The sequence below is a fragment of the Pseudalkalibacillus sp. Hm43 genome, assembly GCF_051842935.1.
Classification (GTDB): Bacteria; Bacillota; Bacilli; order Bacillales; family Fictibacillaceae; genus Pseudalkalibacillus.
Map to the genome: position 1 here is coordinate 1019340 of NZ_JBPXRR010000001.1, position 22331 is coordinate 1041670.

Annotated in this window: 25 protein-coding genes; all 25 read left to right on the forward strand. The window is 42.8% G+C overall.

Going from position 1 to position 22331, the window contains the following annotated elements:
- Positions 1-10: 10 nt before the first annotated feature.
- The 25 genes from ffh (at position 11) to fliF (ending at position 22324) form a co-directional block, all read left to right on the forward strand.
- Positions 11-1366: a signal recognition particle protein gene (ffh, locus tag ACSVDE_RS05410; protein ID WP_439299927.1), complete on the forward strand. Its 1356-nt coding sequence runs from the start codon at positions 11-13 to the stop codon at positions 1364-1366.
- Positions 1367-1431: 65 nt separating this feature from the next.
- Complete coding sequence (gene rpsP, locus ACSVDE_RS05415) at positions 1432-1704, forward strand: 30S ribosomal protein S16 (RefSeq protein ID WP_226551039.1); 273 nt, start codon at positions 1432-1434, stop codon at positions 1702-1704.
- A gap of 16 nt (positions 1705-1720) precedes the next feature.
- Positions 1721-1948 carry a KH domain-containing protein gene (locus ACSVDE_RS05420; protein WP_226551037.1) on the forward strand — a complete coding sequence of 76 codons (228 nt, stop codon included), beginning with the start codon at positions 1721-1723 and terminating at the stop codon, positions 1946-1948.
- Between the two features lie 128 nt (positions 1949-2076).
- Complete coding sequence (rimM, locus tag ACSVDE_RS05425; protein WP_439299928.1) at positions 2077-2598, forward strand: ribosome maturation factor RimM; 522 nt, start codon at positions 2077-2079, stop codon at positions 2596-2598.
- Complete coding sequence (gene trmD / locus ACSVDE_RS05430; protein WP_439299929.1) at positions 2595-3332, forward strand: tRNA (guanosine(37)-N1)-methyltransferase TrmD; 738 nt, start codon at positions 2595-2597, stop codon at positions 3330-3332. Before rimM ends, trmD begins: the two co-directional genes overlap by 4 nt.
- Before the next feature lie 146 nt (positions 3333-3478).
- On the forward strand, positions 3479-3826 hold the full coding sequence (gene rplS / locus ACSVDE_RS05435) for a 50S ribosomal protein L19 (RefSeq protein ID WP_439299930.1): 348 nt from the start codon (positions 3479-3481) through the stop codon (positions 3824-3826).
- A gap of 181 nt (positions 3827-4007) precedes the next feature.
- A complete protein-coding gene (gene lepB / locus ACSVDE_RS05440) occupies positions 4008-4559 on the forward strand; it encodes a signal peptidase I (protein WP_439299931.1) in 552 nt (183 codons plus the stop codon).
- A gap of 11 nt (positions 4560-4570) precedes the next feature.
- Positions 4571-5425: a ribosome biogenesis GTPase YlqF gene (ylqF, locus tag ACSVDE_RS05445; RefSeq protein WP_439299932.1), complete on the forward strand. Its 855-nt coding sequence runs from the start codon at positions 4571-4573 to the stop codon at positions 5423-5425.
- A gap of 86 nt (positions 5426-5511) precedes the next feature.
- Positions 5512-6312: a ribonuclease HII gene (locus ACSVDE_RS05450; protein WP_439299933.1), complete on the forward strand. Its 801-nt coding sequence runs from the start codon at positions 5512-5514 to the stop codon at positions 6310-6312.
- A 31-nt stretch (positions 6313-6343) separates the two neighbouring features.
- Positions 6344-7894 (forward strand): hypothetical protein, encoded by a 1551-nt coding sequence (locus ACSVDE_RS05455; RefSeq protein WP_439299934.1) that lies wholly within the window; start codon positions 6344-6346, stop codon positions 7892-7894.
- Complete coding sequence (locus ACSVDE_RS05460) at positions 7891-8169, forward strand: EscU/YscU/HrcU family type III secretion system export apparatus switch protein (protein ID WP_439299935.1); 279 nt, start codon at positions 7891-7893, stop codon at positions 8167-8169. The genes ACSVDE_RS05455 and ACSVDE_RS05460 overlap by 4 nt, the downstream gene beginning before the upstream one ends.
- Positions 8170-8221: 52 nt before the next feature.
- Positions 8222-8377, forward strand: coding sequence for a hypothetical protein (locus ACSVDE_RS05465; RefSeq protein WP_439299936.1), 156 nt, complete (start codon positions 8222-8224; stop codon positions 8375-8377).
- 260 nt (positions 8378-8637) lie between these two features.
- Complete coding sequence (sucC, locus tag ACSVDE_RS05470) at positions 8638-9798, forward strand: ADP-forming succinate--CoA ligase subunit beta (protein WP_226551001.1); 1161 nt, start codon at positions 8638-8640, stop codon at positions 9796-9798.
- Positions 9799-9816: 18 nt separating this feature from the next.
- The gene (gene sucD / locus ACSVDE_RS05475) at positions 9817-10722 is read left to right on the forward strand and encodes a succinate--CoA ligase subunit alpha (protein WP_226550999.1); all 906 of its coding nucleotides are present in this window, start codon (positions 9817-9819) and stop codon (positions 10720-10722) included.
- A gap of 252 nt (positions 10723-10974) precedes the next feature.
- Positions 10975-11868, forward strand: a complete 894-nt coding sequence (gene dprA, locus ACSVDE_RS05480) for a DNA-processing protein DprA (RefSeq protein ID WP_439299937.1) — start codon at positions 10975-10977, stop codon at positions 11866-11868.
- 71 nt (positions 11869-11939) lie between these two features.
- Positions 11940-14009: a type I DNA topoisomerase gene (gene topA / locus ACSVDE_RS05485; protein WP_439299938.1), complete on the forward strand. Its 2070-nt coding sequence runs from the start codon at positions 11940-11942 to the stop codon at positions 14007-14009.
- A gap of 11 nt (positions 14010-14020) precedes the next feature.
- Complete coding sequence (trmFO, locus tag ACSVDE_RS05490; protein WP_439299939.1) at positions 14021-15328, forward strand: FADH(2)-oxidizing methylenetetrahydrofolate--tRNA-(uracil(54)-C(5))-methyltransferase TrmFO; 1308 nt, start codon at positions 14021-14023, stop codon at positions 15326-15328.
- Between the two features lie 94 nt (positions 15329-15422).
- The gene (gene xerC, locus ACSVDE_RS05495; protein WP_439301937.1) at positions 15423-16310 is read left to right on the forward strand and encodes a tyrosine recombinase XerC; all 888 of its coding nucleotides are present in this window, start codon (positions 15423-15425) and stop codon (positions 16308-16310) included.
- 35 nt (positions 16311-16345) lie between these two features.
- Complete coding sequence (gene hslV, locus ACSVDE_RS05500; RefSeq protein ID WP_439299940.1) at positions 16346-16888, forward strand: ATP-dependent protease subunit HslV; 543 nt, start codon at positions 16346-16348, stop codon at positions 16886-16888.
- 19 nt (positions 16889-16907) lie between these two features.
- Positions 16908-18308, forward strand: coding sequence for an HslU--HslV peptidase ATPase subunit (gene hslU, locus ACSVDE_RS05505; RefSeq protein ID WP_439299941.1), 1401 nt, complete (start codon positions 16908-16910; stop codon positions 18306-18308).
- A gap of 19 nt (positions 18309-18327) precedes the next feature.
- Complete coding sequence (gene codY, locus ACSVDE_RS05510; protein WP_226550964.1) at positions 18328-19107, forward strand: GTP-sensing pleiotropic transcriptional regulator CodY; 780 nt, start codon at positions 18328-18330, stop codon at positions 19105-19107.
- Positions 19108-19476: 369 nt separating this feature from the next.
- A complete protein-coding gene (gene flgB / locus ACSVDE_RS05515; protein ID WP_439299942.1) occupies positions 19477-19863 on the forward strand; it encodes a flagellar basal body rod protein FlgB in 387 nt (128 codons plus the stop codon).
- 3 nt (positions 19864-19866) lie between these two features.
- Complete coding sequence (gene flgC, locus ACSVDE_RS05520) at positions 19867-20313, forward strand: flagellar basal body rod protein FlgC (RefSeq protein WP_439299943.1); 447 nt, start codon at positions 19867-19869, stop codon at positions 20311-20313.
- A gap of 26 nt (positions 20314-20339) precedes the next feature.
- A complete protein-coding gene (gene fliE, locus ACSVDE_RS05525) occupies positions 20340-20633 on the forward strand; it encodes a flagellar hook-basal body complex protein FliE (RefSeq protein ID WP_439299944.1) in 294 nt (97 codons plus the stop codon).
- 107 nt (positions 20634-20740) lie between these two features.
- Positions 20741-22324 carry a flagellar basal-body MS-ring/collar protein FliF gene (fliF, locus tag ACSVDE_RS05530; RefSeq protein ID WP_439299945.1) on the forward strand — a complete coding sequence of 528 codons (1584 nt, stop codon included), beginning with the start codon at positions 20741-20743 and terminating at the stop codon, positions 22322-22324.
- Positions 22325-22331 lie beyond the last annotated feature (7 nt).

Genomic DNA, 22331 nt, shown 5'->3' on the forward strand with positions numbered 1-22331 from the left:
GCGGCACTAGATGGCATTTGAAGGATTAGCCGACCGACTTCAACAGACACTTCAGAAAGTCCGTGGTAAAGGTAAAGTTACCGAAGCGGACGTCAAAGTCATGATGCGAGAGGTTCGACTAGCGTTATTGGAAGCTGACGTCAACTTTAAAGTTGTAAAGCAATTCGTCGCTAAAGTGAAAGAAAGAGCAATCGGTCAAGAGGTACTTGAGAGTCTCACACCTGGTCAACAAGTCGTCAAAGTCGTCAATGAGGAACTGACCGAGTTGATGGGTGGAGAACAGAGTAAAATCGCTGTCGCCAACAAACCACCGACCGTCATCATGATGGTAGGTTTGCAAGGTGCCGGTAAGACGACCACAACGGGGAAGCTTGCCAATCACTTGCGCAAGAAAAACAACCGCAAACCATTGCTCGTCGCAGCAGACGTCTACAGACCTGCCGCGATCAACCAATTGCAAACACTTGGAAAACAGCTAAGCATGCCCGTATTCGATCTTGGAACGGATGTAAGTCCGGTTGAAATTGCGAAGCAAGGGATCGAGAAAGCGAAAGAAGAACATCACGATTATGTGATTATCGATACTGCAGGTCGCTTGCACATCGATGAAGGATTGATGGACGAGCTCTCTCAAATCAAAGAGATTGCGAAGCCTGATGAAATCCTACTCGTTGTCGATGCAATGACTGGACAAGATGCCGTAAATGTCGCACAAAGTTTCCATGATCAGCTCGGACTCTCCGGAGTCGTTCTGACGAAGCTCGATGGAGACACGCGCGGTGGTGCAGCATTGTCCATCAAGTCCGTGACGAATACACCGATCAAATTCATCGGTATGGGTGAAAAGCTGGACGCACTGGAGCCATTCCATCCTGAACGGATGGCGTCTAGAATCCTCGGAATGGGAGATGTATTGTCCCTTATCGAGAAGGCGCAAACCAATGTAGATGAGAAGAAGGCGAAAGAGCTCGAAGAGAAAATGCGTACGATGAGCTTTACCTTTGAGGATTTCCTTGACCAACTTACCCAGGTAAGAAGCATGGGACCACTAGATGAGTTACTCGGCATGCTGCCTGGCTCTGGACAGATGAAACAACTGAAAAACGTCAAGGTAGATGAGAAGCAGTTGAACCATGTAGAAGCAATCATCAAGTCGATGACAAAAGCTGAGAAGGTTCAACCCGAAATCATTAACGCAAGTCGAAAGAAACGTATCGCCAAAGGAAGCGGTCGTACCGTACAAGAGGTCAATCGACTCTTGAAGCAATTCGAGGACATGAAGAAGATGATGAAACAAATGTCCAATATGCAGCAAAAAGGCAAGAAAAAAGGCGGAATGGGTGGCATGAAATTCCCATTCATGTAACATTGTGTGGACCGGTAGTCATTACCGTAAAAATAATTTAAAACAAATTCTAGGAGGAATTATAGATGGCAGTTAAAATTCGTTTAAAGCGTATGGGAGCAAAAAAATCTCCATTTTATCGTTTGGTCGTAGCAGACTCTCGTTCACCTCGTGATGGACGTTTCATCGAGGAGATTGGTTACTACAACCCGATCGCTCAACCAATCGACGTAAAAATCGACGAAGAAAAAGCACTTGAGTGGATGTTGAAAGGTGCAAAACCTTCTGACACAGTTCGTAACCTGTTCTCAAATGCAGGTCTTATGGAAAAGCTTCACAACGCAAAAAACCAAAAATAAGTAAGGTGTGACGATAATGGAAGAGTTAATCGAAACAATCGTAAAAGCTCTTGTCGATCACCCAGAAGAAGTACGCATAGAAGAAGTGAAGACAGATTCTTCAATTACGTATCAGCTCAGCGTCCATAGTGAAGACATGGGCAAAGTCATTGGCAAACAAGGTCGCATTGCAAAAGCGATTCGTACCGTCATCAATGCAGCTGGTACGAACGAAAACAAAAAGATCCATTTAGAGATCGTTTGAGTTTTGAGAAAGAGGTGGGGGCAACCCCGCCTTTCTTTTATATCTGACGAATGATGAACGGCGGATTAACGTATAGGTTCTGTTCATTTTTATCAAGCTAGTAGAAAACGCTAATCGGAGGAGAACAGATGAGCGAATGGTTGAATGTAGGGAAGATTGTGAATACGCACGGCATCAGAGGGGAAGTAAGAGTCATCACGCGTTCGGATTTTCCAGAAGAAAGATATGAAGAAGGTGCTGAGCTGCACTTGTTTCATCCGAACAAAGCTGAACCGATTCCATTGGTCGTCCGGTCGCATCGTAAACACAAGCAATTCGATCTCGTTGCTTTCGAAGGCTATCCGAATATCAACGATGTAGAGCCATTGCGAGATGGACTCTTGAAAGTGAAGAAAGATGTCCTGAAGGAATTGGATGAAGGCGAGTTCTATTATTATGAAATCATCGGATGTGATGTCTTCACGGTTTCTGGAGAAGAAATCGGTAAAGTGAAAGAGATTCTTTCTCCAGGTGCGAATGATGTTTGGGTCGTAGAATCAAAAGTGAACAAGAAAGAGTATCTTATCCCTTATATTGAACAAGTTGTGAGAGAGATCGACGTTGAAAATAAACGGATCGAAATTGAACCAATGGAAGGGCTGTTAGAATGAAGATTGATATTCTAACTCTCTTCCCGGAAATGTTTGACGGCGTGCTCAACAGTTCCATATTAAAAAAAGCACAGGAAAAAGGTGCTGTGGAATATAGGGTGACTGACTTTCGGGATTTTGCCGAAAACAAACATCGGAAAGTCGATGATTATCCATACGGCGGCGGGGCTGGTATGGTGTTGACGCCGCAGCCGTTGTTTGATGCTGTTGATGCGATGAAAGAAGGGACCGAGCATCAACCGAGAGTTGTCATGATGTGCCCTCAAGGTGAGCGGCTGAGCCAACGGAAACTGGAAGAGCTATCTGAAGAAGAACATCTGATTTTCCTTTGTGGTCATTATGAGGGTTATGATGAAAGGATCCGGGAGCATCTCGTCACCGATGAAATCTCCATTGGAGATTACGTGCTCACCGGCGGTGAACTTGCATCAATGGTCGTCATTGATGGTGTGACCCGTTTACTTCCTGAAGTGCTCGGAAACGTAGAATCGGCTAAACTGGATTCCCATTCATCTGGATATTTGGAGCACCCCCATTATACGCGTCCGGCTGAATTTCGAGGTATGAAGGTGCCAGAGATACTCTTGTCAGGGGATCACGCAAAGATCGAGGATTGGCGCCGTATGGAGTCCTTGAAACGGACCTACGAAAGACGACCGGATCTTATCAAGGAAAGCTCATTGACGGAAGAAGAAAAACGATACCTTGAATCGCTCAAGGAAAACAATGGTTGATAGAGAAAATCTTATGAGATATATTGCTTCATAGGCTTCTATATGCTATGATATTCTTTGTGGCTAATGTCACTTGATTACGATGTTCCGCTGTTATGATGGAAAAGGCATAAACAAGAGCATTTGTATGGAAGGAGGAATACCCGATGCAACAACTACTTAACGATATTACAAAAGAGCAGTTAAAGACAGACTTGCCTGAATTCCGTGCAGGAGACACTGTACGTGTAGACGTAAAAGTTGTCGAAGGTACGCGTGAGCGTATCCAGGTATTCGAAGGTGTAGTCATCAAGCGTCGTGGATCTGGCATCAGTGAAACTTTCACTGTACGTAAGATTTCTTACGGTGTTGGAGTTGAGCGTGCATTCCCTGTACACTCTCCAAAAATCGCTAAGATCGACATTGTACGTCACGGTAAAGTACGTCGTGCGAAGCTTTACTATCTACGTGCACTACGTGGAAAAGCTGCGCGTATCAAAGAGATCCGCAGATAAGCAAAATCAAAGACGTAAGAAGGAGCTTGGAGACAAGCTCCTTTTTTCATATACGTAAAGAAAGTAAAGAGGCGTCTAAGATTCAGTGGACCAATGGCGACTGCGCTTATTTTACATATTGATTGAATAATAGTTGAAATAGTAGTATATAAAGAGGAAATAGATTAAACGAGGTGGAGAAATGGCCAAGGGGAAAAGTGAATCCTGGGAGTGGATAAAAGCACTTGTGATTGCCTTAGCGATTGCCGCAGGGATCCGGTATTTCTTGTTCGCTCCGATTGTAGTAGATGGTGAATCGATGATGCCGACATTGCATAATGGCGACCGGATGATCGTCAATAAGATCAGCTATGATATCGGCAAGCCGGAACGATTTGATATCATTGTATTTAATGCCCCTGAGGGGAAAGACTACATCAAAAGAGTCATCGGTCTCCCAGGTGATGAAATCGAGTATCGAGACGACACCCTATTTGTCAATGATCAAGAAGTTCCTGAACCTTATTTGAACGAATATAAACAATCTATTCCTGACGGGACATTGACGGATAATTTTCAACTAAGTGAGGAAATCGGAACGAAAACGGTCCCTGAAGGTCATCTGTTCGTACTCGGAGACAATAGACAACATAGTAAGGACAGCCGGAATATTGGAGCGATCCCGATGGATGCAATCATCGGTAAAGCAAACGTCATTTTTTGGCCTGTCGATCATTTGAATGTATTAGAGTAGGTGAATACACAATGAAACAAATCCAATGGTTTCCTGGCCATATGGCAAAAGCTAGAAGAGAAATAACTGAGAAGTTGAAGATGATCGATGTCGTATTCGAGCTTGTAGATGCTAGAGTACCTCTTTCTTCAAGAAACCCGATGATTGATGAAATCGTCGAGCACAAACCAAGACTGATTCTTCTCAATAAGTCGGATATGGCTGATCCCGCTGTTACGAAACAATGGGAAGTGTACTTCTCTGAAAAAGGATTGCGGACGGTAACAGTCAATTCGAAAACAGGCCAAGGTTTGAATCGGATTTCAGACATTGCAAAGGACCTGATGAAGGATAAAATCGATAAAATGATTGAAAAAGGAATTAAGCCTCGAGCAGTGAGAGGATTGATCTTGGGTATCCCGAATGTTGGTAAATCTACCCTTATCAACCGTCTGGCCAACAAAAAGATTGCAAAAACTGGAGACCGGCCTGGAATTACACAACGTCAGCAGTGGATTAAGGTGGGGAAGGAAATCGAGCTCTTGGATACCCCTGGAATCCTTTGGCCGAAGTTCGAGGACCAGACGACAGGGTATCGATTGGCTGTCACCGGTGCGATCAAGGATGAAATACTTGATTTCGGCGACATTGCTTTCTTTGCCGTTCAATATTTGAAGGAGATGTATCCTGACAAGCTTATGGAAAGATACAATCTCGAAGACACATCTGCACCCCCTCTTGAGGTTTTCGAAGAAATCGGCAGAAAAAGAGGATGCCTTATAAAAGGTGGAGAAATCGATTATGAGAAAGCTGCAGAAATCATTTTAAGAGATCTTCGTTCAGAAAAACTCGGACCTCTCTCGTTCGAGCGTCCATCTGACTTTTAAAGACAAAGACCTTGTTGGATATCGGCTGACAGGGTCTTGTTTTATTTACATAAGAAAGAATTCAGCAAACAGATAAGGAGTTCCACATGAAGAACAAATCCATAAAAGAGATTCAGAAATACTTAGAGAGTGTCGAAGGTAACGTGAGCAATGAAGTCATTCAAGAGATTGAAAAGGACGAGCGTAAAGGGGTTCAGAAACTTTGGGCTCAGTGGTGCAAAAGACGACAAGAAGAGGAAAGTCGTCAACAGCGTTACATAGAAATGTCCCAGTTCGAACAAAAATGCTATACACAAGGATTTCGTAAAATTGCAGGAATCGATGAAGTCGGTCGTGGTCCGCTTGCAGGTCCGGTAGTGGCCAGTGCGGTCATCCTCAATCCTGATGCTAGCATCATCGGTCTGGATGATTCGAAGAAGATTCCTGAAATGAAGAGGGAAGCACTATATGATGAAATCATTTCAAAAGCGGTAGCAATCGGAGTTGGAATGGTAACAGCAGAAGAAATCGACCGCATCAATATATATGAAGCCAGTAAACTTGCGATGTTGAAAGCGCTTGAGGACTTACCAATCCAACCAGACTACTTGCTGATCGATGCAATGAAATTGGATATAGATCTGCCTCAAGAATCACTCATCAAAGGTGATGGCAGAAGCAATTCAATAGCTGCAGCATCCATCATCGCGAAAGTGACGAGAGACCGGTATATGAAAGAAGTCGGGCAACAGTACCCTGCCTACGCGTTTCATTCCAATGTCGGTTATGGGACTGCTCAACATTTGGAAGCCTTGAATATCCACGGAGTCACCCCGGAACACCGAAAAACATTCGCACCTGTTTCAGAACGAAATACCAAACAATTATCCCTCTATGACGATAAATAAAGTAGTGAGATCTTAAAAGAGGCGTGATGGTATGAAAGCATTATCCATTGAGACGATTATGACGAACCTGACCAGGTTCAATTCGAAAATAGAGCTTAAACCTGGACAGATTTTTTCGGGTAAAGTGCTGGCTTTGTACCCGAATGATATGGCCAAGATTCAGCTTGCTGGCAAAAACATGACGGCACAATTGATGACAGGTTTATCCCTTGGAGAAAAGTATTGGTTCCAGGTCAAACCGAATTCGAGCGGATCCGTACCTCTCTTACAAGTGATAGAAGGGGCCAAGGGGACCCAGACACCTCCACCTCAAAGTATAGGCATACGAAAGTTGAATCCACAGCTCCGTTTACTCGTGGAGGCATTGAGTCGGGAACAACTTCCGATGACAAAGGAGACGATAGGGAAGGCAGAACAATGGCTCGCTCAGGTAAGCTCTAATGAAAAAGGCATTCAGGCTATCAAGACGATGGTGCTTAAGAATCTTCCGCAAACCGATGGCGTCTTCAAAGCACTTTATCATGCACAATCGTCAACACCGATGTCTGCAGAAATAGATGACCTGATGCAGTTATTACAACAACAGCGCATGTCTGGTAATGAAAAAGCCATCAATAATGTGACCAGTGCGATTCAAACATTGAAAACAAGTATCACACCTTTAACCAATCTTCAAACGGTTAAACATTTGTTTATGATGTACCAGCAACCTGATACGAGTCTTGCGGTTAAGCAACAGATTCAGGATCTTTTCCAGTCATTGAAGCTGCCATTACCAACACAACATAATGATCAACAGTCAACCGTTAAAGGAACAACGCTTTCTTTACCTACTGATGAAATGCTGTTACAAAGTTTGAAGCTGAACATGTCACCTAGGAATGCGGAAGTTTACTTGCGAGAACAGTTTTCTCAACTTAATCAAACGCAAATGAGTAACCTGAAACAACTGACACAAACGATGGATCAGAAACCACAATTCAGTTTGATTGAGATGGTCAAAGGGTTAGGGTTGTCTTTGGAAAAAGATCTGATCAGCCATCAAATAGGTGAGTTACAAAGAAACCCATCATTAAAATCTGCACTACTAGAGTTGCTGAATCAAGAATTACCCTCTACGATTCGCGATAAAGCAGAATCCCTCATGCACCGTCTTACAGGACAGCAACTTCTGCATACGAGTGAGAACCAATCGTTGATGACGCTGTTTTATCAAATGCCTATACATTTCAAAGAATGGAAAAGCGATTTGATGATGAGATGGGATTTAAAGCAAAACCAATCCGGGGAGATCGATGAGGACTATAGTCGAATTCTGTTCTACCTTGATTTACAACATTTGAACGAGACAGTAATCGATATGAACGTCCAAAACCGTGTCATCTCGTTGAAGATCGTGAATGATCAAATGCATGTAAATCAATTGATTCCTCCATTCAAAGAAATGCTGAAAGAGCGTTTAGTAGAGCATGGATATACATTGTCGACCATAAAAGTGGAACAATCTGTTAATGAGTCAAAGAAACACCTCAATTCGACCATGATGGAAGCTTCCATACAAGGAGTGGACCTCTCGATATGACAGATGAAAAACGTAAATCAGCAGTTGCGTTGAAGTATGACCAATCGAATACCTCCGCTCCAAAGGTCGTAGCCAAAGGGAAAGGTGAAACAGCTGAAGAAATCATGAGGTTAGCTGAAGAAAACGGCGTTCCGATACAACAGGACGATTCTCTCGTACACCTGCTATCCCAGCTTGATATCGATCGTGAAATACCGCCTAACTTATACCAAGCGGTTGCGGAAGTATTTGCATTCATTTATCAACTTGACCAGGCGGCTAAACCGAAATCGTAATAAGGATGAGGAAATCACCACATACTATTGAAAAAAAGTGAGGTGATCTGAGTTGAAAAAGAATGCACTTGAAGTACCAGGTTGTGAACAATGTGTCCAAGGCTTCAGAGAAGAGTTTGCTGAAGAATTCGGGATCTATCGACCTGCAGCAGAAAGAGAATCGATTACCAAAAAGCTAGTGGACGAAAACAAGAAAAAGGATTGCTAAGGAAAACGCCGATACTGGCGTTTTTCCTTTGAATGTAGGAAAGCGAGTGAACTTTAAAGAAATCAAATATTCCCATAGTGATCACGCACTTTACCACATTTAACATCAATCTTCCAAGTTTTATGACATTCAATTCCTCAGTTTCAGCAATATTCTCGTTTTTCGCAGGATTTCCAACCGCAACGGTAGACATGAGAGCGGTTTATTTATACAATAAGAACGGTGTTGCATAGATTAGACACATGATAGGAGGATGGAGAATGAATATCCACGAGTATCAAGGAAAAGAACTCTTGAGAAAGTACGGGGTATCTGTTCCGAATGGAAAAGTTGCGTACACGCCTAAAGAAGCAGTAGACGCAGCAAAAGAACTCGGTACTGAAATCAATGTTGTTAAAGCACAAATTCACGCTGGTGGACGTGGTAAAGCCGGTGGTGTTAAGGTTGCCAAAAATCTTGATGAAGTACGTACATATGCTGAAGAGATTCTAGGCAAAACACTGGTGACTCATCAAACGGGACCAGAAGGTAAAGAAGTAAAGCGCTTACTTATCGAAGAGGGTTGCGACATTAAGAAAGAATATTATGTCGGCCTTGTATTGGACCGTGCGACTTCACGTGTCGTCATGATGGCTTCAGAAGAAGGCGGAACTGAAATTGAAGAAGTTGCAGAACAAACACCAGAGAAAATCTTCAAAGAAGTGATCGATCCTGTAGTCGGTCTAACTGCCTTTCAAGCTCGTCGTTTAGCATTCAACATCAACATCCCTAAAGAACTTGTGAACAAAACTGTTAAGTTCATGATGGGCTTATATACTGTATTTGTTGAAAAGGATTGCTCAATCGCAGAAATCAATCCTCTCGTCACAACGGGTGATGGGAATGTAATGGCACTTGATGCGAAGTTGAACTTCGATCCGAACGCTTTATTCCGTCATAAGGATATCGTTGAATTCCGTGACTTGGATGAAGAAGACGAGAAGGAAATCGAAGCTTCCAAGCATGACCTCAGCTATATTTCCCTAGATGGAAATATCGGTTGTATGGTAAATGGTGCAGGTCTTGCTATGTCTACAATGGACATCATCAAGTATTATGGCGGAGACCCGGCTAACTTCCTTGATGTTGGGGGCGGTGCAACTGCAGAAAAAGTTACAGAAGCCTTCAAGATCATCTTATCTGATAAGAATGTAAAAGGTATCTTCGTAAACATTTTCGGTGGCATCATGAAATGTGACGTCATTGCTGAAGGTGTCATTGAAGCGACGAAACAAGTCGGTCTTGAATTGCCACTTGTTGTGCGTTTGGAAGGTACGAACGTCGATCTTGGTAAAAAATTATTGAACGAATCTGGTTTGAATATCACTGCAGCTGAGTCTATGGCAGACGGCGCAGAAAAAATCGTTTCATTAGTCAAGTAGGAAGGTGGGGAAATTACGATGAGCGTTTTCATTAATAAAGATACGAAAGTTATCGTACAAGGGATCACTGGTTCTACAGCCCTTTTTCATACAAAACAAATGCTTGATTACGGAACTCAAATCGTCGGCGGTGTGACACCTGGTAAAGGTGGAACAGAGGTAGAAGGAGTACCTGTTTTCGATACAGTCGGAGAAGCTGTTGAAAAGACAGGCGCGAATGCTTCCGTAATCTATGTGCCTGCTCCATTCGCAGCGGACGCTATTCTAGAAGCAGTGGATGCAGAGATGGATCTTGCCATCTGTATCACAGAACATATTCCTGTAATGGACATGGTGAAGGTTAAGCGTTACATGGAAGGCAAGAAGACCCGTCTTGTTGGTCCGAACTGCCCTGGTGTCATCACACCGGATGAGTGTAAAATCGGAATCATGCCTGGTTACATCCATACGAAAGGTCATGTCGGAGTCGTTTCTCGTTCAGGGACTCTTACGTATGAAGCTGTTCATCAGCTGTCTCAAGCAGGTATCGGTCAGTCTACTGCTGTCGGAATCGGTGGAGACCCTGTAAATGGAACAGATTTCATCGACGTATTGAAAGCTTTCAATGAAGATGAAGACACTTATGCAGTCATCATGATCGGTGAAATCGGTGGTACTGCTGAAGAGGAAGCAGCTGAATGGGTGAAAGCGAACATGACGAAACCTGTCGTCGGCTTCATCGGTGGACAAACTGCACCTCCAGGAAAACGTATGGGGCATGCTGGTGCCATCATCTCTGGTGGTAAAGGTACTGCGGAAGAGAAAATCAAGACGATGAACGCTTGTGGCATCAAAGTGGCGGATACGCCATCTGTCATGGGTGAGACGTTGATTTCAGTATTGAAAGAAAACGATCTTCTTGAAAAATGTAAGACTGTAAAATAAGCATCCAAACACTTCGATGGGACTGACTCAATGGGTCAGTCCTGTTTTATTATGCTTAAACCTCTGAAGAATTGAATTTGATTTCCTGTTCCTTCACGACATTCCTGTGGAGAGGGAGTGAATTTCAAAGAAATCAATATGAGATCAATTTCAAAAAGAGGAAATCATGATCTACATATCGAACGAATGGTGAAGGCGATTAATATCGTTCACTATTTTTGCACGCTAGTTAATAGAAGAAGGAGAACCCGTTTGTTAAATAACGTCGAAGATCGGATTACATACCTGTCTCAATGTAAGGGTGTTGGAAGGAAACAACTGACCCGATGGCTGAATGAAGATCCAAGCCTGAAAAGCATCCTTGTCAGAAAGCCCGATGAACTGTCTGAACGCTACAAGCTTCAACCAGATCTCATAGATCTTTTCCTTGATCCAAGGAATCAGGAGAATTTCTTAAAAAAGGGAGAAGCATACAGGAGAGACAACATTGAAACAATCACGATCCTTAATGCCGACTATCCACCACAACTCAGACAGATTTATGACCCGCCGATTGTTCTTTACTTGAAGGGAGATCGGAGATTACTCACCCATCCTAGATTGCTCAGTGTCGTTGGAACTCGTTATCCGACAATCAATGGAAAGAATAGTCTTCGAAAGATACTCTCTCCTTTGATTCAGAAAGGATGGGTAATCGTCAGCGGTTTAGCATATGGGATCGATCTGCACTCCCATGAACAAGCCATGAGGCAATCAGGGAAAACAATTGCGGTATTAGGAAGCGGATTCCGACATATCTATCCTAAAGAGCATATCCCAATTTCAGACGAAATCGCCTCGAAACATCTTCTGTTATCGGAATATCCTCCAGATGTAAAACCCGCTAAATGGCAATTCCCTTTACGTAATCGGATTATAAGTGGGCTTTCTAGGGGAACATTGATTATAGAAGCCCGTGAAAAAAGTGGATCGCTCATCACAGGGGACTTGGCACTACAGGATGGAAGAGAAGTTTTTGCTGTTCCAGGTTCGATTTTAGAACCATGCTCAGCGGGTACGAACCACCTTATACAACAAGGTGCGAAGCTCACTACATGTGCTGAAGACATACTTGAAGAACTGGTTGATTTTACGACAAACGTTTGACAAACCAATATACTTTATACAATAATAGTGAAGATTTCAAAATAAGAGAAAAGGGGGAGACAGAAAAAGATATGGCTGATTATTTAGTAATAGTAGAATCTCCCGCTAAAGCAAAAACGATTGAAAAATACTTAGGAAAAAAATATATCGTCAAAGCTTCAATGGGACATGTACGTGATTTACCTAAAAGTCAAATGGGTGTAGATGTTGAGGAAGGCTTCGAACCTAGATATATTACGATCCGCGGAAAAGGTCCTGTTCTGAAAGAACTGAAGACTGCTGCCAAAAAAGTGAAGAAAATCTATCTCGCAGCCGACCCTGACCGTGAAGGGGAAGCCATCGCCTGGCATTTAGCCCATAGTCTTGAAATAAATGATCATTCGGACTGCCGTGTTGTTTTCAATGAAATTACGAAACAAGCGATCAAAGATTCCTTCAAGAGACCACGAGCTATCAATATGAATCTTGTGGATGCACAGCAAGCAAGACGTGTTCTTGACCGACTTGTAGGTTATAACATCAGTCCTTTATTATGGAAGAAAGTGAAAAAGGGACTCAGTGCAGGACGTGTACAGACCGTCGCATTGCGCATGATCGTTGAACGAGAAAAGGAAATCCAAAACTTCAAACCAGAAGAGTATTGGAAAATCAAAGCGATCTTCGACAAAAGTGGGGAAGAATTTGAAGCCTCGTTCTTTGAGTTGAATGGAAAAAAAGTAGAGTTATCCAAAGAAGAGGATGTAAAGGATGTTCTGAAGCACGTGAACGGGAATTCGTTCGACGTCACTTCAGTTCAGAAGAAAGAGCGTAAAAGGAATCCAGCGGCACCTTTTACAACATCCTCCCTCCAGCAGGAAGCAGCTCGGAAACTTAATTTCCGTGCTAAGAAAACGATGATGCTGGCCCAACAATTATATGAAGGTATCGATATCGGAAAAGAAGGAACAGTCGGTCTCATCACTTATATGAGAACCGATTCAACACGTGTTTCTGAAGTTGCCAAGGATGAAGCAAGACAGTACGTTCAGGACACTTACGGGCAGAAATATACGACAAACCGCTCAGGCGGTAAGAAGTCGAATAATTCACAAGATGCCCACGAAGCGGTCCGTCCGACTTCGACATTGCGTGATCCGAAAATCGTCAAGCAATTCTTGAGCCGAGATCAACATCGTTTGTATAAGTTGATTTGGGAACGGTTTGTTGCCAGTCAGATGGCTCCAGCAATCATGGACACAATGGCAGTCAATTTGGAAAACAACGGAGTCGTCTTCCGTGCGAACGGTTCTAAAGTCAAGTTTCCTGGATTTATGAAAGTGTATGTAGAAGGAAATGACGATAACAAGAAGGACGAAGATAAAATCCTTCCGGAGCTGCATGAAGGGGACAAAGTCAAATCGAAAGACATTGAACCGAGTCAACATTTCACCCAGCCACCGCCGAGATATTCTGAGGCGCGACTTGTCAAAACGATGGAAGAGCTGGGAATCGGTCGACCTTCTACGTATGCGCCGACTCTCGATACGATTCAACGTCGAGGTTATGTAGCGCTTGATGCAAGAAAGTTCGTACCGACTGAACTTGGAGAAATCGTTCTCGATTTGATTCTGGAATTCTTCCCGGAAGTCATCAACGTAGAATTCACTGCTGATATGGAAACGTCTCTTGATCATATCGAAGAAGGTACAGAAGAATGGAAGAAGGTCATCGATAATTTCTATCAAGAGTTTGAGAAAAAGCTGAAGATTGCAGAAGAAGAGATGAAAGAAGTAGAGATCCAGGATGAACCCGCCGGTGAGAACTGTGAGAAGTGCGGCAGCGAAATGGTCTATAAGATGGGTCGCTACGGTAAGTTCATGGCTTGTTCCAATTTCCCAGACTGCCGGAACACGAAACCGATTGTAAAAGAAATCGGGGTCAAATGTCCGAAGTGTAAAGAAGGGAACATTGTAGAACGGAAAAGTAAAAAGCGACGCATTTTCTATGGTTGCGATCGATATCCATCATGTGATTTCGTTTCTTGGGATAAACCGATCAGCCGTCCTTGTCCGAAATGCAGCAGCTTGCTTGTTGAGAAGAAATCGAAGAAGAGTACATCGATCCAATGTACGAACTGTGACTACAAAGAGAAACAGAATTAGGGTGATTGAAAGTGAATGTACAAGAAGTAAACGTTGTAGGAGCGGGATTAGCTGGAAGTGAAGCTGCGTGGCAATTAGCGAAACGCGGCATTCACGTCCATCTTTATGAGATGAGACCGAAGAAGCAGACCCCTGCTCACCATACAGATAAATTCGCAGAACTTGTCTGCAGTAATTCCTTGCGATCCAATGCATTGACGAATGCTGTCGGTGTGTTGAAAGAGGAAATGAGACAATTGGATTCCGTCATCATTCAAAGTGCGGATGACTGTTCTGTCCCAGCGGGAGGAGCACTTGCCGTAGACCGTCATGAATTTGCGGCGAGAGTGACTGAAAGAGTTAAAGGTCATGAGAATGTGACTGTCCACGATGAAGAGATCAAAGGGATACCAGAAGGTCCAACCATCATTGCAACAGGTCCTCTCACTTCGAAAGATTTATCGGATGCCTTGAAATCGTTGACGGGTGAAGAATATTTATACTTTTACGATGCGGCTGCTCCAATCCTTGAAGTAGACAGTATCGACCGTGATAAAGTATATTTGAAAAGTCGTTATGATAAGGGTGAAGCAGCCTATCTGAATTGCCCGATGACAGAAGAAGAATTCGATCGTTTTTACGATGCATTGATCAATGCTGAAACGGTCCCATTGAAAGAATTCGAGAAGGAAATCTTCTTCGAAGGCTGTATGCCCGTTGAAGTCATGGCGCAAAGAGGAAAGAAAACGTTATTGTTCGGCCCGATGAAACCGGTTGGACTTGAAGATCCGAAAACCGGCAAGACACCATATGCGGTTGTGCAACTCCGACAAGATAACAAATCTGGTACTCTCTACAATATTGTAGGATTCCAAACCCACATGAAATGGGGACCACAAAAAGAGGTCCTTCGTTTGATTCCTGGACTTGAGAATGCAGAAATCGTTCGATACGGTGTGATGCATCGTAACACGTTCATCAACTCTCCGAACCTGTTACGTCCTACTTATCAGTATAAAGATCGCGATGATTTGTTCTTCGCTGGGCAGATGACAGGTGTGGAAGGGTACGTCGAAAGCGCAGCTTCCGGGTTGATTGCAGGAATGAATGCTGCACGACTCGTGCAAGGAGAAGAACCGGTAGTATTTCCTGTTGAAACCGCGTTAGGCAGCATGGCTGAATACATCACGACTGCCAACCCTGACAACTTCCAACCGATCAATTCCAATTTCGGTTTGTTCCCACCGCTCGAGAAGCGGATTAAAAACAAAAAAGAACGTAACGAAATGATTGCTTCCAGAGCACTGGAAACAATTCAGAATTTTTTAACAAAAATGTGAATATATATTGTCAAGGCCTCTATGTTGTGTTACGATTTAGGGGTCTTTATGCTAATTGTAATACTATTCAGAAAATAGGTAGTTGATTACAAAAATGGAAGAGCACATTCGACTGTTCATTGAATATCTACAGATTGAGAAGAACAGTTCATCCCATACCATACTGAATTATCAAAAAGACATCGAAGATTTTGTAGACTTTACGAAGCAGCAAGGCTTGGACCAATTTGCTGCTGTTTCTTATGTACATGTGCGCCATTATCTCACCATCTTGCATGAGAAAGAATATGCTCGAAAAACAGTGGCACGGAAGATCTCCTCTTTAAGAAGTTTATATCGGTTTTTGCTAAGAGAAGAATTCGTGTCTGAAAATCCATTCCAAATGGCTTCGTTACCAAGGAAAACAGAGCGACTCCCCAAATTCTTTTATCAAGAAGAACTTGAGGAGTTGTTTAAGGTTTCAGACCTTACTACTCCCCTTGGGCAGAGGAACCAGACTCTTCTCGAAATCCTCTATGGCACAGGGATTCGTGTCAGTGAACTTTGTCAATTGACCGTGAAAGACATTGATACGAACATCGAGACGATCCTAGTACAAGGAAAAGGTCGGAAAGAGAGGTATGTTCCGATCGGAAGCTATGCATTGGAATCTTTGAATCGTTATTTGAATGATGGAAGAAAGAAACTGATGAAGACACATTCACACGATAAGTTGTTCGTGAATTATAGAGGGGAACCACTTTCTCATAAAGGGGTCAGAAAAATATTGCAAAAAATGATCAAGTCGACTTCCTTGACGATGAAAATCACTCCCCATATGATGCGTCATACTTTTGCGACCCATCTATTGAATGAAGGAGCTGATCTGAGAGCGGTACAGGAACTCTTAGGGCATGCACAACTCTCGTCCACTCAGATTTATACACATGTTACGAAAGACCGTTTACAAGAGTTATACCGTTCCTATCATCCAAGAGCTTAGGAAGAGAAAAAGAATGATGGAAGGAGGTTTTCGGAATGGGTTCATTTCATGCAACAACGATTTTCGCAGTAAGGCATAATGGAGGATTTGCGATGGCTGGTGACGGTCAGGTGACCTTCGGAAATGCTGTCGTCATGAAACATACTGCCAAGAAAGTCCGTAAATTGTATGGTGGAAAAGTGCTTGCAGGATTTGCGGGATCTGTGGCAGATGCATTCACTCTTTTCGAAAAGTTCGAAGCGAAACTGGAAGAGTACAATGGAAATCTCCAACGTTCTGCTGTAGAACTTGCTAAGGAATGGAGAGGGGATAAGATTCTCAGAAGGTTAGAGGCGATGCTGATCGTCATGAATACAGAATCCATGCTTCTCGTTTCAGGTACAGGAGAAGTGATCGAACCGGACGATGGAATCCTTTCCATAGGTTCAGGCGGGAACTATGCATTAGCAGCAGGCAGAGCGTTGAAACGTCACGGTGAACACTTGAGTGCTGAAGATATTGCAAAAAGTGCTTTAGAAATTGCTGCTGACATTTGCGTTTATACGAACGATCAAATTATTGTAGAACAATTAACGTGAAACGGGGGAGTTTGACACGATGAAAATGGATTACACACCAAGACAAATTGTCGAACGGCTGGATCAATTCATTGTCGGTCAGAAAAGTGCGAAGAAGGCGGTCGCCATCGCCCTCAGAAATCGTTACCGTAGAAGCATGATCGATGAATCGATTCGTGATGAAGTTGTACCGAAGAATATTTTGATGATTGGTCCTACAGGAGTGGGAAAGACAGAAATCGCTAGACGGTTGGCGAAGATTGTAGGAGCGCCCTTCATTAAGGTGGAAGCTACGAAATTCACTGAAGTGGGCTATGTAGGTCGTGACGTTGAATCTATGGTCCGTGATCTCGTTGAAACATCCATCCGGATCGTAAAAGAAGAGAAAATGGCTGATGTGAAAGAGCGTGCAGAACAGAATGCCAACAAACGTCTCGTCGAATTGCTTGTCCCTTCGAAGAAGACAGAGCAAAGCGCGTACAAAAACCCGTTGGAAATGTTGTTTGGTGGAAACCAACAACCAAACGATACTACATCACAGGCAGACCAAGAGCAAGATCAGATTGCCGCGCGTCGGAAGCAAATTGCGCACCAGCTGGCACTAGGTGAGCTGGAAGACCGTTATGTCACCGTTGAAGTGGAAGAACAGAATCAGAATATGATGGATATGTTCCAGGGCTCTGGCTTAGAGCAGATGGGTATGAACATGCAAGATATGCTTGGCAGCTTCATGCCAAAGAAAAAGAAAAAGAGGAAGCTTACAGTCAAGGATGCAAGGAAAGTCTTGACCCATGAAGAAGCCCAGAAATTGATCGATATGGATGAAGTCGGCCAAGAAGCTGTTACAAGAGCGGAACAAACGGGTATGATATTCATAGATGAGATTGATAAAATCGCAGGTAAAGGGAATCAATCTGCAGATGTTTCGCGTGAGGGTGTACAAAGGGATATCTTACCGATTGTAGAAGGATCGACAGTCGTCACGAAATATGGACCGGTAAAGACCGACCATGTACTGTTTGTCGCTGCAGGTGCGTTTCATATCGCAAAGCCATCTGATTTGATACCTGAATTGCAAGGGAGATTTCCGATCAGGGTAGAGCTCAACAGTCTAACGATCGATGATTTTGTTTCTATTCTAGTAGACCCTGACAACGCACTGACAAAACAATATAAAGCACTTTTGAAAACGGAAGGTATAAACATAGAATTTTCTGACGATGCTATTCGTAGAATTGCAACGATCGCTACAGAAGTGAATCAACATACCGACAATATCGGTGCGAGAAGATTGCATACGATCCTTGAGAGGCTGTTAGAAGATTTATCTTTCGAAGCCCCGGATATTTCACTCGAAACGGTTACAATTACTCCTGAATATGTCGATGATAAACTAGGAGCTATTGCAAAAGACCGAGACTTGAGTCAATACATTCTATAATACTTAGGAGGAGTTCCAAATGAATTTGTTAGAGAAAACACGTAAAATCAATGCCTTATTACAAGAGTCTGGTGGTAAACCAGTTAACTTTAAAGAAATGGCGGGAACACTTTGTGACGTCATCGAAGCGAACATCTTCGTCGTCAGTCGCCGAGGAAAACTGCTTGGATATTCCCTCGTACAGGAAATTGAAAACGAGAGAATGAAAAAGATGTTGGTCGATCGTCAATTCCCAACCGAGTATACGAAAAACTTGTTCAATATTACAGATACTTCCTCTAACCTTGATATCAACAGTGACTATACGGCATTCCCGGTTGAAAACAAGGATCTCTTCAATGAAGGTCTTACAACAATCGTACCGATTGTCGGTGCAGGTGAAAGACTAGGGACATTGATCCTTTCTCGTTTGAATGAATCCTTCAAGGACGATGATTTGATTTTGGCTGAGTATGGTGCAACTGTTGTTGGTACTGAGATTCTTCGTGAAAAGACAGAAGAAATTGAAGAAGAAGCTCGTAACAAAGCTGTCGTACAAATGGCAATCAGCTCATTATCTTATAGTGAATTAGAAGCGATTGAGCACATTTTTGAAGAGCTTGATGGTAACGAAGGACTACTTGTTGCCAGTAAAATTGCAGACCGTGTAGGAATCACACGATCTGTCATCGTCAACGCACTCCGAAAACTGGAAAGTGCTGGCGTTATCGAGTCTCGTTCACTTGGTATGAAAGGGACGTACATCAAAGTACTGAATGACAAATTCCTTCACGAACTATCTAAATTGAAAGCTATGTAACGCTGAGCATGCAAGAGACTAGACCTGAAAGGGTCTAGTCTCTTTTTGTTTTCTCTATTTTTATTAATGGGTGTCCTCAAAAAATAATGAAAGCAGAGAGGAGAAGAATTAAAGAACTTAATGAAAAAATTGTCGAATCTTAACATCTATTGGCAGGTATTGCCGTTTATAATGGAGAATAGATAGTAATGGAATACCATAAATGTCGAATAAGCAAATAGTCCCGGTTTTTTAATGGGGCTTTATATCGAAAAAAATCGAAATGTTGCAAATTACATAGACAGTTACACATTATTTCTATAAAATACATCTGAAAGCTACTTAGAAATTGTTGGGTTTTAAGGAAATTTTACTATAAGGAGGATAGATATGCTAGATTCAGGTATGATTCGACATCTTGAACATGCATTAAACTATCGTTCTGCAAATCACAAGGCTATCGCCAACAATATTGCGAACGCTGATACACCGAATTATAAAGCGAAATCGGTGGCATTCAAGCAGACGTTCAATGAGTCACTCAAGGCTTATCGGACGGATGCGAAACATGTGCCATTCTCTTCAGAAGCGGGATCTACATCTTCTTATCAGATAAGAACGAACCAGAATTCTTCTTATTCGCATAATGGAAACAATGTGGACGTCGATCAAGAAATGGCGAAACTCGCAGAGAATCAATTGCATTATCAAGCACTTGTTCAAAGATTAAATGGAAAAATGAATTCTATGAAAATGGTGTTGAAGGGAGGCAGATGATAGATGGGGATGTTTGATTCAATGAATATTTCAGCTTCTGCCCTGACAGCACAAAGACTGAGGATGGATGTCGCATCTTCAAACATAGCCAATGCGGATACGACTCGAGGTGAATTCGTCAATGGTGAATGGCAGCCATATCGCAGAAAGATGGTGGTCCTTCAACCAAAGTCTGCTAGTTTTCAATCGATGTTGTCTAAAGCACAGAGCAGTAACCAAATGGAAGGCGTCAAAGCTGTTGAGTTGCGAGAGGATGAACAACCATTCAAGTTGGTGTATCAACCGGAACATCCTGATGCGGATGATCAAGGTTATGTCAGACTTCCTAATGTGGATCCGTTGAAGGAAATGGTGGACTTGATGAGTTCGACGCGTTCATATGAGGCGAATGTTACTGTAATGAATGCAGCAAAAGGGATGTACATGAAAGCGTTGGAAATCGGCAGATAAAATCTTTTTATAGGAGAAGATGATTTATGGAATCCGTTTCTTTAATGAACAAACTGTCGAATCAGACAGTTGTCAAAAGCTCAACTCCTGACCAAGCTCGTACTGAAATGGCATCATCTTTCAAAGAGATGTTAAAGCAGGTCAATGACGCACAAATCAAGTCGGATGTCGAAACGGAGAAACTGATCTCTGGAAAGACGGATAACCTACATAATGTGATGATCACAGCGGAAAAGGCAAGCGTTACGCTTCAAACCGCTGTTGAAGTGCGTAATAAAGCTATTGAAGCTTACCAGGAAGTTATGAGGATGCAAGTTTAATTGCATATTTAAACTATTAATTTATTCGTACATAACTTTCGAAATGTGAAAATGTTTTTTGTCCATGGAAAATAATTTTTTTCGATGGATGACGACCGGGGGATAAAATGAACGAAAAGATCACGTCATACAAGAATCAAATGTCGCAATATTGGAATGAACGTTCAAAGAAACAAAAAGCGTTGATCCTTGGTTCTATCATCGGGTTATTCGCCTTCGTCACCATACTAACGGTCATCATTTCAAACGATCAATATGTTCCATTGTATAGCGGGCTCTCCCCGGAAGAAACCGGGCAAGTGAAAAGCAGCCTAGAAGCCAAAGGGATTCCTTATGAAATATCAAGTAACGGCACAGTGATTCTGGTGCCTGATCAGCAAGTGGATGCATTGAAAGTAGAACTTGCAGCAGAGGGTACACCTAAAAGTGGTGCTATCAATTATGAATTCTTTGGTGAGAACAACGGTTTTGGAATGACAGATAAAGAATTTGGGGTTCTGGAACGTGCAGCAATGCAAACTGAACTGCAAGATTTGATCGGAAGTATAGACGGCGTTCAAAATTCCAAAGTAATGATCAATTTACCGAAAGAGAATGTGTGGCTCACAGATGCCGAACAGACTGCTTCAGCTTCTGTCGTACTTGATTTGAAACCAGGATACACATTGAAGGAGCAACAAGTGAATTCGTTGTATCACTTGGTTTCGAAAAGTGTACCGTCCTTACCTATCGATAATATCGTCATTATGGATCAATATTTTAACTATTTTGACTTAAATAATCCAAATGAGCAGTCCAACACGTTGACCGCATATGAACAGCAGAAGACGATCAAGGAAGACATCGAAAAGGATCTGCAAAGAAACATCCAGAGAATGCTTGCTACCATGATGGGTCCTGAAAAGGTCGTCGTATCTGTTACGACCGACATCGATTTTACGAAAGAAAAAAGACAAGAGGAGCTTGTCGAGCCTGTCGATAAAGACAAGATGGAAGGCATACAGATGAGCGTGGAGCGTATCCGCGAAACATACACTGGTAATGGTGCACCTCCAGGAGGGGTGGCAGGAACTGGTGAAGAGGATATTCCTTCTTATCAAGGAGAAGATGGAGGATCAGGGGATTACCAGCGTATCGAAGAGCGAATCAACAATGAAGTGAACAGAATACATAAAGAAGTTGAAGAAGCTCCTTATGAGATCAGAGACATCGGTATCCAGGTCATGGTAGAGCCGCCGACACCGGATGACCTCAATTCTCTACCCGCTGAACGGATCACCGATATCGAACAGGTGTTAAGCAGTATTGTCCGAACGACGATTTCAAAAGACATATCCAACGAAATTACAGATGATGAAGTTCAACAGAAGATCATCGTATCGGCTCAGTCCTTTGAAGGGAAGATGGAGATGCCGGAACCGACGCCCGTCATTCCGACTTGGGTTTACATAGTAGGAGGCGCACTACTTGTACTCATCATTTTATTGATCATCCTTCTGCTTAGAAAGAGAAAAGAAAAAGAGGACACTGATGAGGATTACAGTTCAATCAATTATCAAGTCGAGGAAGTACCGGATCTACAACCTCAACGAACTGAAGAATCTACACGCAAACAACAGCTGGAGAAATTAGCGAAGGACAAGCCTGATGAATTTGCCAAGCTATTACGCTCATGGCTTTCTGAAGATTAGGAGGTGG

Coding starts and splice junctions, on each gene's coding strand:
- rplS (WP_439299930.1), top strand. CDS start 3,479: ATGCAACAACTACTTAACGATATTACAAAAGAGCAGTTAAAGACAGAC.
- fliE (WP_439299944.1), top strand. CDS start 20,340: ATGGAATCCGTTTCTTTAATGAACAAACTGTCGAATCAGACAGTTGTC.
- codY (WP_226550964.1), top strand. CDS start 18,328: ATGAATTTGTTAGAGAAAACACGTAAAATCAATGCCTTATTACAAGAG.
- ffh (WP_439299927.1), top strand. CDS start 11: ATGGCATTTGAAGGATTAGCCGACCGACTTCAACAGACACTTCAGAAA.
- ACSVDE_RS05450 (WP_439299933.1), top strand. CDS start 5,512: ATGAAGAACAAATCCATAAAAGAGATTCAGAAATACTTAGAGAGTGTC.
- sucD (WP_226550999.1), top strand. CDS start 9,817: ATGAGCGTTTTCATTAATAAAGATACGAAAGTTATCGTACAAGGGATC.
- fliF (WP_439299945.1), top strand. CDS start 20,741: ATGAACGAAAAGATCACGTCATACAAGAATCAAATGTCGCAATATTGG.
- rimM (WP_439299928.1), top strand. CDS start 2,077: ATGAGCGAATGGTTGAATGTAGGGAAGATTGTGAATACGCACGGCATC.
- hslU (WP_439299941.1), top strand. CDS start 16,908: ATGAAAATGGATTACACACCAAGACAAATTGTCGAACGGCTGGATCAA.
- ACSVDE_RS05455 (WP_439299934.1), top strand. CDS start 6,344: ATGAAAGCATTATCCATTGAGACGATTATGACGAACCTGACCAGGTTC.
- trmD (WP_439299929.1), top strand. CDS start 2,595: ATGAAGATTGATATTCTAACTCTCTTCCCGGAAATGTTTGACGGCGTG.
- xerC (WP_439301937.1), top strand. CDS start 15,423: ATGGAAGAGCACATTCGACTGTTCATTGAATATCTACAGATTGAGAAG.
- topA (WP_439299938.1), top strand. CDS start 11,940: ATGGCTGATTATTTAGTAATAGTAGAATCTCCCGCTAAAGCAAAAACG.
- flgC (WP_439299943.1), top strand. CDS start 19,867: ATGGGGATGTTTGATTCAATGAATATTTCAGCTTCTGCCCTGACAGCA.
- hslV (WP_439299940.1), top strand. CDS start 16,346: ATGGGTTCATTTCATGCAACAACGATTTTCGCAGTAAGGCATAATGGA.
- ylqF (WP_439299932.1), top strand. CDS start 4,571: ATGAAACAAATCCAATGGTTTCCTGGCCATATGGCAAAAGCTAGAAGA.
- rpsP (WP_226551039.1), top strand. CDS start 1,432: ATGGCAGTTAAAATTCGTTTAAAGCGTATGGGAGCAAAAAAATCTCCA.
- ACSVDE_RS05460 (WP_439299935.1), top strand. CDS start 7,891: ATGACAGATGAAAAACGTAAATCAGCAGTTGCGTTGAAGTATGACCAA.
- sucC (WP_226551001.1), top strand. CDS start 8,638: ATGAATATCCACGAGTATCAAGGAAAAGAACTCTTGAGAAAGTACGGG.
- flgB (WP_439299942.1), top strand. CDS start 19,477: ATGCTAGATTCAGGTATGATTCGACATCTTGAACATGCATTAAACTAT.
- lepB (WP_439299931.1), top strand. CDS start 4,008: ATGGCCAAGGGGAAAAGTGAATCCTGGGAGTGGATAAAAGCACTTGTG.
- ACSVDE_RS05420 (WP_226551037.1), top strand. CDS start 1,721: ATGGAAGAGTTAATCGAAACAATCGTAAAAGCTCTTGTCGATCACCCA.